This window comes from Planktothrix serta PCC 8927, from assembly GCF_900010725.2.
Lineage (GTDB): Bacteria > Cyanobacteriota > Cyanobacteriia > Cyanobacteriales > Microcoleaceae > Planktothrix > Planktothrix serta.
Map to the genome: position 1 here is coordinate 1 of NZ_LR734846.1, position 8618 is coordinate 8618.

General features: G+C 40.5%; 9 protein-coding genes. 6 read left to right on the forward strand and 3 right to left on the reverse strand.

The window, feature by feature from the left end; all coding sequences use genetic code 11:
- Positions 1-167 precede the first annotated feature (167 nt).
- Positions 168-1640: a glycosyltransferase family 2 protein gene (locus PL8927_RS06620; protein WP_231505936.1), complete on the reverse strand. Its 1473-nt coding sequence runs from the start codon at positions 1638-1640 to the stop codon at positions 168-170.
- Positions 1641-1698: 58 nt separating this feature from the next.
- Between PL8927_RS06620 and PL8927_RS06625 the strand changes: the two genes are divergently transcribed.
- On the forward strand, positions 1699-2544 hold the full coding sequence (locus tag PL8927_RS06625) for a class I SAM-dependent methyltransferase (protein ID WP_083618865.1): 846 nt from the start codon (positions 1699-1701) through the stop codon (positions 2542-2544).
- Positions 2545-2624: 80 nt separating this feature from the next.
- Here PL8927_RS06625 and PL8927_RS06630 read toward each other — a convergent pair whose 3' ends face one another.
- A complete protein-coding gene (locus tag PL8927_RS06630) occupies positions 2625-3680 on the reverse strand; it encodes a glycoside hydrolase family 10 protein (protein WP_083618867.1) in 1056 nt (351 codons plus the stop codon).
- Positions 3681-4539: 859 nt separating this feature from the next.
- Between PL8927_RS06630 and PL8927_RS06635 the strand changes: the two genes are divergently transcribed.
- Together PL8927_RS06635 and speD are read left to right on the forward strand one after the other, a co-directional pair.
- Positions 4540-5595, forward strand: coding sequence for a pentapeptide repeat-containing protein (locus PL8927_RS06635; RefSeq protein ID WP_083618869.1), 1056 nt, complete (start codon positions 4540-4542; stop codon positions 5593-5595).
- 101 nt (positions 5596-5696) lie between these two features.
- The gene (speD, locus tag PL8927_RS06640; RefSeq protein WP_083618871.1) at positions 5697-6116 is read left to right on the forward strand and encodes an adenosylmethionine decarboxylase; all 420 of its coding nucleotides are present in this window, start codon (positions 5697-5699) and stop codon (positions 6114-6116) included.
- Positions 6117-6358: 242 nt separating this feature from the next.
- Here speD and PL8927_RS06645 read toward each other — a convergent pair whose 3' ends face one another.
- Positions 6359-6976, reverse strand: coding sequence for a hypothetical protein (locus PL8927_RS06645; RefSeq protein ID WP_231505937.1), 618 nt, complete (start codon positions 6974-6976; stop codon positions 6359-6361).
- Positions 6977-7159: 183 nt separating this feature from the next.
- On the opposite strand from PL8927_RS06645, the gene queF reads away from it, so the two are divergent.
- From queF to rplT, 3 genes are all read left to right on the forward strand, one after another.
- Positions 7160-7597 (forward strand): preQ(1) synthase, encoded by a 438-nt coding sequence (queF, locus tag PL8927_RS06650; RefSeq protein ID WP_083618874.1) that lies wholly within the window; start codon positions 7160-7162, stop codon positions 7595-7597.
- Between the two features lie 272 nt (positions 7598-7869).
- On the forward strand, positions 7870-8067 hold the full coding sequence (gene rpmI / locus PL8927_RS06655) for a 50S ribosomal protein L35 (protein WP_083618878.1): 198 nt from the start codon (positions 7870-7872) through the stop codon (positions 8065-8067).
- 35 nt (positions 8068-8102) lie between these two features.
- Positions 8103-8459 (forward strand): 50S ribosomal protein L20, encoded by a 357-nt coding sequence (rplT, locus tag PL8927_RS06660; RefSeq protein ID WP_083618881.1) that lies wholly within the window; start codon positions 8103-8105, stop codon positions 8457-8459.
- Positions 8460-8618 lie beyond the last annotated feature (159 nt).

The window sequence follows — 8618 nt, forward strand, 5'->3', positions numbered from 1 at the left end:
GGAACAGGGAACAGTAAGAAGTGAAAGGGTTTCAGGATTTAAAAATGTCCTAACCGTAATGCGTAGCGCTATATCAACTCTCCTCTTTATTTTGATGGAGTTGAGCTTGAACTTGAACAACAAGACAACGCTATTCTAGCAATTGTTCCTCAAGAACGTTAAAAGCTTCATGAATCTTTTAAAATAAAATTATAAATCAAGAAGGCTTGGTGACGAGACAGGGGTGTCAAAAAATTATAATCCGGGTGGGAGTAAATTTTATCATAAAAGTTGATATCTGTTGCTTTCCCTTCCTGCATATTTTGATGGGTTTTTTGTTGAGAATGCAGGCGAAAATAAGAAAGAGTTTCTTCAACAAAACCGACTTTAAATTGTCCTAATATTCTCCACCATAAATCTAAATCCACTAATTGATTTAATTGCGGGTCAAAATAGCCTACGGTTTCTAATACTGATTTCCGCAATAATACCGTACTAGGTTCTCCAATTTTATTAATGGGATGTTCCCATAAATTTGGATCAGCTAGAAGTTCTGTTCCCCATTGAATTGAGTTTAAATTTGACCAACTTTGATGTAAATTGGCAAATTCTTGATAAACGGCTATGAGATCTAAATCGATATCATTTTGATTGAGAAAAAACATTTCTCTCGGTGAAAAAACTAATCCAATTTCGGGATCGGTTTCCGCTAAAGTTACCATTTTTTCAATACAATTGGGCGTTAAAATATCATCTTGATAGAGAAATTTAATATATTTCCCCTGAGACTGCTCAATACAAAAATTACTATTTTGAGCTAATCCTTGATGATTAGGGGTTAAAATAGAAAGGGGGATTGTGGTTTGATCTTGAAAAGATTGGGCGATCGCCACTGTATTATCCTGAGAATGATCATCAGAAATAATTAATTCAATTTTACAATAAGTTTGAGATAAAATACTAGATATTGCTTCAGCAATAAATAGTTCTCCGTTATAAGCGGGGATACAAACACTAACTAAAGGATATTCTTGAATTTTAAATTCTTGAGTTTCAGGTTTTGAACGATTGTTAATTATAGGTTCTAATATTTTATTATGAATAGGATAAAAAATTAAATCATTTGAACTGCTTTTAAATTGAAATTCCCAATTTAAAGTTTCAATATTCAGTAAATCTTCTTTTAATATAATTTCAGTTTGCCAAATTGTTTTTCTAAAAATTGCTCCAATTTCTTTAAAATTCAGGGATTGATTAATATCATCTAAAGCAAACAAACTGTTACTATAAACTCCACAAACTTCTAAATTTTCCTCTAAAATTGTGATTGCTTCTCGCAACCCTTCAGGGAAAAATAGAACCGGATATTGTACCCAAAGGATATACTGACCTTGTGCTTGAGCAATGGCTTGATTAAAAATTTCTTGTGCTTGAAAGGGACATTCAAAGAATAAAATTCGATGACCTTGCGCTTTTAAATAATTTAGGATATCTGCTAAATCAAAATTTAATAAATTGCGATCGCCTAAAATAATAATTTCATAGTTTACCTCCAGATTATACTCTAAATTGATAATCATATCTAACAAAAAATCTCTCTGTTGCCAGTAGGGAATAATCACCGAGAGTTGAATTATTTCTAAATCTAAAATTTCTAGCATACTACTTTTAAATATGGCATAATAAAAACGAACTGTTTATCGCTAAATTCTACCGATCATGCAACCTCCTAAGATTTCTCTCCCTTACTTTGATATTGTACTAGAACGTTTCGCTGAGGGTGATACAGATGCAGAACAAGTATTTGGTCGTCACGTCCACTGGGGTTACTGGGAAAATCCAGTCGAAGCTGATGGGTCAATTGCGGATTTTACCGTCGCAGCCGAACAATTATCCCAGCGAATTTATGCAGCCGCCGGAGTAAAAGATGGCGATCGCGTATTGGATGCAGGATGTGGTTTTGGGGGCACAATTGCCAGTTTGAATGAGAACTTTAATCAGATGCAGCTAGTGGGTTTAAATATTGATTCTCGACAATTAGAAAAAGCTAGACAGCAAGTTCAACCCCAGAAGAATAACCAAATCGAATTTGTCGAAGGAGATGCTTGTCGTCTTCCCTTTCCAGACGCATCTTTTGATGTGGTTTTAGCTGTGGAGTGCATTTTTCATTTTCCCAGTCGGGAAGCTTTTTTTCGGGAAGCCAAGCGTGTACTTCGTCCCAACGGTAGATTAGCAATTTCTGATTTTGTACCCGTCTCAGTCTTTTATCATTTGTACAATTTTTTACGCAAAATACCTACTTTTTCTATTAATTCAACTTACGGGAACGTAAATACTGAATTTACCTTAAATGACTATCAAAAACTAGCAATAGCTACGGAATTTAACTTGAATTTAAAAGAAGATATTACCCGAAATACACTCCCAACTTACCCAATAGTTCGCCGTTTTTTTGAGCAAGCTGGGAAACAGGACTCTGCCAATGTGACCGGACTTATAGAAATAGCGAGTCGCTTAGGTTTGTTACGTTATTGCGTGCTAGGTTTTGAGGTAATTTCAGGTTAAAAAATTATCGTTTTTGTCTGAAATTCTGGGGTAGGGGTGCTGCATCAATATGACACCGGCACCCGACCCGGAAAATGTAGTTATCGCAATTTCGCAGGAGTAGCATAAGGGCCTTTTTTCAAGGCTGTAGCCAAGGCATTATTATTCAATCTTAGGGCTTCATAAAAGAAAAATATTTCTCCTTGAACTCCTTTAAAGCGATTGTAATCAATCGACTTTAATAAATCATCAGTAGAAATGCAATAGGAACCTATTTTAGCTAAAATCCCCGGAGAAAGTTTAGGTAATTGCCAATCTCTAAACTGAACATCAACTAATTGATCCACTAACCCTTTATAACTCCAAAAATTGCGCCGATATAATTGAGGATGAATCCAATCAACTAAATCTTGATCAATCCAAGCAATATAATCTTGTAAATATTCATCTAAACCCCATTTATAAATACTAGGAGCCATAGAAATTAACAAACTCGGTTTAATGGCTTTGACTTCTCGACGTAAACGGACTAAAAAATTTGTGAGGATATTCGCTCGCCATTGTACCCATTGGGAATCTTTATGATAAGCCGGAGGCTGGCGACCGAATTCTGCCCGATAACGAGCAACAGTTTTCGGATCATAACCTCCTTCCGAGGGCATCGCAGGCATTCGGTCATCCCCTTGAATGCCATCAATATTATATTTTCTCACCACCTCTAAAACCAAACTGAGAACGAAATCTTGGACTTCTGGATCAAAGGCATTCATCCACTCAAAACCATTTTTAACTAATAACCCACCCGTGGAATTAATTCCTGACCACCCCGGTTTTTGAGCCAGAATTCTGCCTCCATTTTGTTGATAAGAACTGGCAAATCCAAATTCAAACCAGGGAATGACTTTTAAACCCACCCGATGAGCTTCCTCAATCACTTCTTGCAGGGGGTCACGTCCCTTAGAATAGAAATCGATTTCCACACCAAAGGTTTGAGCCATGACTTGACTGCGATACAACGTCACGCCCTTATTCCAAACCACCGGAAACACAACATTAAAACCTGTGTTCGCTAAAAACTCCATCGCTTCGGCAATGGTTTGTCGAGAAAACATGACTCGACTATCGGTATTGGTCAGCCAGACACCACGAACTTCCATAGAACCTCCTACATAACCGCACTTTATCTTAATATTGAGGCTTTTCGGGTTCCTGATTCAGCAATCAGCACTTTTAACCTGACTCAGAGCCAACTTGATGAGAAAAACCTGCATTGTCCCGTTCTATCTTCAGCTATTATGTTTAATTAAGGATCAATTATCACGGATCAAGGTGAAAACATAAGTTATCCTCAATCCTAGACGATAGAAACCCCCTAGAATTGGTCAGTTAAGCACAATTGCTTAACGGATCAGCAATTAGGAAAATGGGTTGTTAGGGGTTGAGAATTGAAACTTTTTTATGAATATCCCAAATCAACAGCGATGGAGGAGTCTCTTTCGGGGTAGATATCTAGCCCGTTATATTCGTTTGAACTCAATATTAGACTCAAGCTCGGTCAAATTATCGATTGATCAGTTATCCCCAATCAATTGTTGTCAACCCATCTCTAGGGTTTCTGAGCGCTTTTACTCTGGCGTTGTTTTTTACATTCTGGGGGATGTTCCACTTCAGCCCCACTACGATTTTCAGGAATTTTATTCAGCAATATTCTGGCGATTAATCCAACAATATACCCGCATTGCGGGTGATACGAGTTAAGCTGAATTCACTCTAGGATCAGCCGTTCACCTGAATACAGTCGAGTAGCAAAGCCCGATACAGTTAAATTTCTATCAGGAATTTATACTAAAAACTATCGAGGCTGAGTTATTGAGAATAACTAACCAACCCAGTTGGGTTTTTTCCAATTTTTCAACCGCCTCCTCTGTATTCTTTTGTCGTTGCCATGAACTTCGTTTAAAGCGATTCGTGGTGAATTTCCACTATTAACACATTAAACTAAATCGTTGATTTTTTATGAAGTCCAGTGAAATTATCGATGCCCATAAGCTATTAACGCGATATGCCACAGGAGAAAGAAATTTTAGCGGCACCCATCTGATAGAAGCCTGTCTAAAAGATGCGAATCTTAATCGCATTAATCTGAGTAATGCTGCTTTACAATGTACTAATTTATCTCGCGCTCGCCTGATTGGAGCTAATCTAAATGGGGCTGATCTGAGTCAAGTCAACCTCTCCCTATCGATTTTAGTCGAAGCCAATCTCAGTGGTGCCAGTCTGACTAATACGATTCTACGCCATGCTGACCTGAGTGGGGTGATGTTCAGTGGTGCGATTCTTTCCCAGACTGATTTAAGTGGGGCGAATCTCACCGGAGCCAGTTTAATTTCAGCTTGTCTGCTCAATGGTTGCAAACTGACCAATGCAATTTTGGTGGGTGCAACTCTCAGCCGAGCGATTTTAAGCGGTGCTGATTTAACGGGTGCTAACTTAACTCGAACTATTTTAAGCGAAGTGGATCTCAGTGGTGCTAATTTAAGTCATGTAAAATTAGTGCGATCGCATTTGAACCGAGGCAACCTCAGTGGGGTTAACCTGAATCATGCCGATCTCAGTGAAGCCAGTTTGCGAGAAACGAATCTTTGTGTTGCTAACTTAACCGGTGTTAACCTCCAAGGTGCTGATTTAAGTGGCGCGAACTTGAACGGTGCTAACTTAAACGGAGCTAACCTACAAGATACCAATCTGAAAAATGCCTATTTAAACGGCTTAAACTTACAAAATGCCGATTTAAGACACGCTGATTTGACCCAAGCTAACCTCCGGGGAGCTAACCTCAGTGGGGCTAACTTAGGAGGAGCGACTCTGTTAGAAGCCGACTTGCGCGGTGCAAACCTCAGCCATGCGAACCTCACGGGAGCCGGACTGCTGTTGACCTCCCTCAAAGGCGCTAATTTAACCGGAGCCAACCTCTGTGAAGCCAATCTCATTGGTGCAAGTCTGAGTGTGGTTAACCTCAACGAAGCTGCTCTCGAAGGGGCAATTCTTCCTAACGGAGCCACCCACGCTTAAAACTGTCAAGGGTTTCAGTGAAACCCTTGCACAATTTCCAAAAATGTATGATATGATAGTAAAGTTTGAAACACCTTAGAGTGGAGGTAAAACCACACAGAATGAAACAATTGGGAACTCATCTGGTCGTTGACGCTTGGCAGTGTCCCGCAGAACTTCTGAACGATCCTGAACGCATCCGTCGCGCAATTCTTGATGCAATTTCTGCTGGAGGGGCTACCCTCATCGACTTATGTGTACACCAGTTTAGTCCTCACGGAGTAACTGCAACAGCAACCTTGGCTGAATCTCACATTGCTATACACACTTGGCCAGAACTGGGATATTTCGCTGCCGACTTGTTCTTTTGTGGAAAAGGAAATCCTCAGCGAGCCATTAAATTTCTAGAAACCGCGCTTCAAGCCAAACAGGTAAGATTCCGGGAATTTAAACGCGGTTATGAACCCGACGACACTGAAATTCCAGATTCAATTAGTGAAGAATCCTTAGCAACTTTAGTTGAGACTGGAAATCGCGGTTAAAACCCGTTTGTCGGTCATCGGAATTAAGTCAAGAAAAGTTTTGTTCTTCGTCCTTTCGTTAGTTTTGGGTTTTCCTCGCAATTCAGTTGATGGAAGATTAAAACTAATATAGAAGTAACAATTCCTTTCAAAAAACTTCGTTACAATTTTAAACCGGATAATGGCGGAAGAAAAATCTTCCGCCATTATTTGTTTTTGAAATCGGCAACTCCTGACCCGTTGTCAGTTCCAAATCCGTTGCTTTAGCGTTGTTGGTTCAGCAGAGGACGAACAATCCAATATCCTGCACCAAAAGCAACGACAACAATCAGCACAATCGACACAATCAACCAAAACCCACTCAGTTCAGGACGTTGAGATTTAGATAACGGGCGTAACCGAGCCTCCGTTTGTTCTGTAAACAACGGTTCTGCCACTTCGGGCGTTAACGGTTGTTGGGGTGGCTGGGGAAAGCGAAAATTCGGTTCACTGACCTGGGGTTCCGATGGAGTTGGAGGGGCGATATCCATAAACGGAGAAGCAGCAGGTGTCCCAGTTCCACCCAGAGGAGTTGGAACATCAAAACTAAAAGAACTCGCTCCTGACGGCGCAAAGGAAGCTTTTTTCCCCTGACCCACGTTTTGAGCTTTATTAATCGCTTGGTGTAACTGAATCGCCGATTGAACCACGTTTTCCAGTTCTTGGCGAAGTTGTTGATTTTGTTGTGTTAGCTGTTGATTTTGGGTTTTGAGGGCTTGTAGTTGAGATTGAACCGTTTGCAACTCAGCCGTGACTTCTCGATAAATAGAAATTGGAATCGATGGAGAGTAAGTATTAGATGCCACTGACGGATTAGGGCTGGATGTGTCAGCATTTTGCATAGGACTTAGGATAAAAGGTGAACATCGGATCAGGAACTATCAAATTAACCAGGGTCAGGTTAGTTTATTATGTTTCAGGATAACTGTGATTAGAACGCTTTGAACGAATTTCTTGAAAAAATTTCAGAAAAACTTCCGCCTGATTCACTAAACTTTAAAGAGTCCCTCTTGAACCTCAACTCCATGAGCCACTCCTTTACTGAAGCCACAAAATCCCCCGCAGCAAGTCCAGAAGCAGAATTAAAGTATGGTGAACGGGAAATCACCGAAGGACAACTGATTACCTTCCCTAATCCTAGAATTGGCCGTCGTTATGAAGTTCAGATTACCTTACCTGAATTTACCTGTAAATGTCCGTTTTCCGGTTATCCCGATTTTGCGACTATTTATTTAACCTACGTTCCCCATGAACGGGTTGTGGAATTAAAATCGATCAAACTTTATATTAATAGCTACCGCGATCGCTATATTTCCCACGAAGAATCCATTAACCAAATTTTAGATGACTTTGTAGCGGCGACTAATCCCCTAGAAGTCCGAATTAAAGGGGATTTTAACCCTCGTGGTAATGTTCATACCGTTGTGGAAGTCGAACATCGCCAGCAGAACTCAGAATCCTAGTATATAGCGCTAGGGAACAGGGAACAGGGAACAGGGAACAGGAGGAGCAGGGGGAAGAAATTATTTCTTCCCTATTGCCTATTGCCTATTGCCAGATTGCCAGATTGCCTATTGCCTATTGCCTATTGCCTATTGCCTATTGCCTATTGCCAGATTGCCTATTGCCTATTGCCTATTGCCTATTGCCTATTCCCTGTTCCCTGTTCCCTGCTCTTGTGAGAATTTCAACTCCCATGATACAATTGTAGGCTGTGTCGAATTCAGGCTAATCCATGCCCAAACTCAAAACTCGTAAATCCGCAGCCAGACGTTTTAGAGTCACAGGCAGTGGAAAAATTGTACGTCGTCGGGCTTATAAAAGCCATTTATTACAACATAAAAGCTCTGCTCGCAAACGCCATCTGTCTAATATGGCGCTGGTGAGTGAGACTCAAGAAGACAACGTGCGTTTGATGCTGCCCTATTTGTAAGGCTCTAAGCAAATTTTAATTAAAGGAAACGTAAAATGACCCGAGTTAAGCGCGGTAATGTTGCTCGCAAACGCCGCAAAAAAATACTGAAACTTGCCAAAGGATTCCGGGGGTGTCAGTCCACTAACTTCCGCACTGCGAATCAGAGAGTCATGCAGGCGTTGAAAAATGCCTATCGAGATCGTCGTAACCGCAAACGGGACTTTAGACGGTTGTGGATTACCCGGATTAATGCAGCGGCTCGAATCAATGGTATCAGCTATAGTCAGTTAGTTGGCAATATGAAAAAAGCCAATATCTTACTGAATCGCAAAATGTTAGCACAACTTGCCGTTTTAGATCCTGAAACCTTTGGGAAAGTGGTTGATCTTGCTAAGAGTGAAACAAAGTAGTTGTGAACTACCCACACTTCTCTACGAGTAAGTGTGGGCTTCCAGTTTCAACAGGGATAGCATCAGAAGAAACAGAAGCTTGTTCTGATGACTGACATCCCCTCGACGTGGCAGTATCGCTGGTTCCCAACGATAGAATCCGCAAGGCTTCATTTTTGA

Coding starts and splice junctions, on each gene's coding strand:
- PL8927_RS06620 (WP_231505936.1), bottom strand. CDS start 1,640: ATGCTAGAAATTTTAGATTTAGAAATAATTCAACTCTCGGTGATTATT.
- PL8927_RS06625 (WP_083618865.1), top strand. CDS start 1,699: ATGCAACCTCCTAAGATTTCTCTCCCTTACTTTGATATTGTACTAGAA.
- PL8927_RS06630 (WP_083618867.1), bottom strand. CDS start 3,680: ATGGAAGTTCGTGGTGTCTGGCTGACCAATACCGATAGTCGAGTCATG.
- PL8927_RS06635 (WP_083618869.1), top strand. CDS start 4,540: ATGAAGTCCAGTGAAATTATCGATGCCCATAAGCTATTAACGCGATAT.
- speD (WP_083618871.1), top strand. CDS start 5,697: ATGAAACAATTGGGAACTCATCTGGTCGTTGACGCTTGGCAGTGTCCC.
- PL8927_RS06645 (WP_231505937.1), bottom strand. CDS start 6,976: ATGCAAAATGCTGACACATCCAGCCCTAATCCGTCAGTGGCATCTAAT.
- queF (WP_083618874.1), top strand. CDS start 7,160: ATGAGCCACTCCTTTACTGAAGCCACAAAATCCCCCGCAGCAAGTCCA.
- rpmI (WP_083618878.1), top strand. CDS start 7,870: ATGCCCAAACTCAAAACTCGTAAATCCGCAGCCAGACGTTTTAGAGTC.
- rplT (WP_083618881.1), top strand. CDS start 8,103: ATGACCCGAGTTAAGCGCGGTAATGTTGCTCGCAAACGCCGCAAAAAA.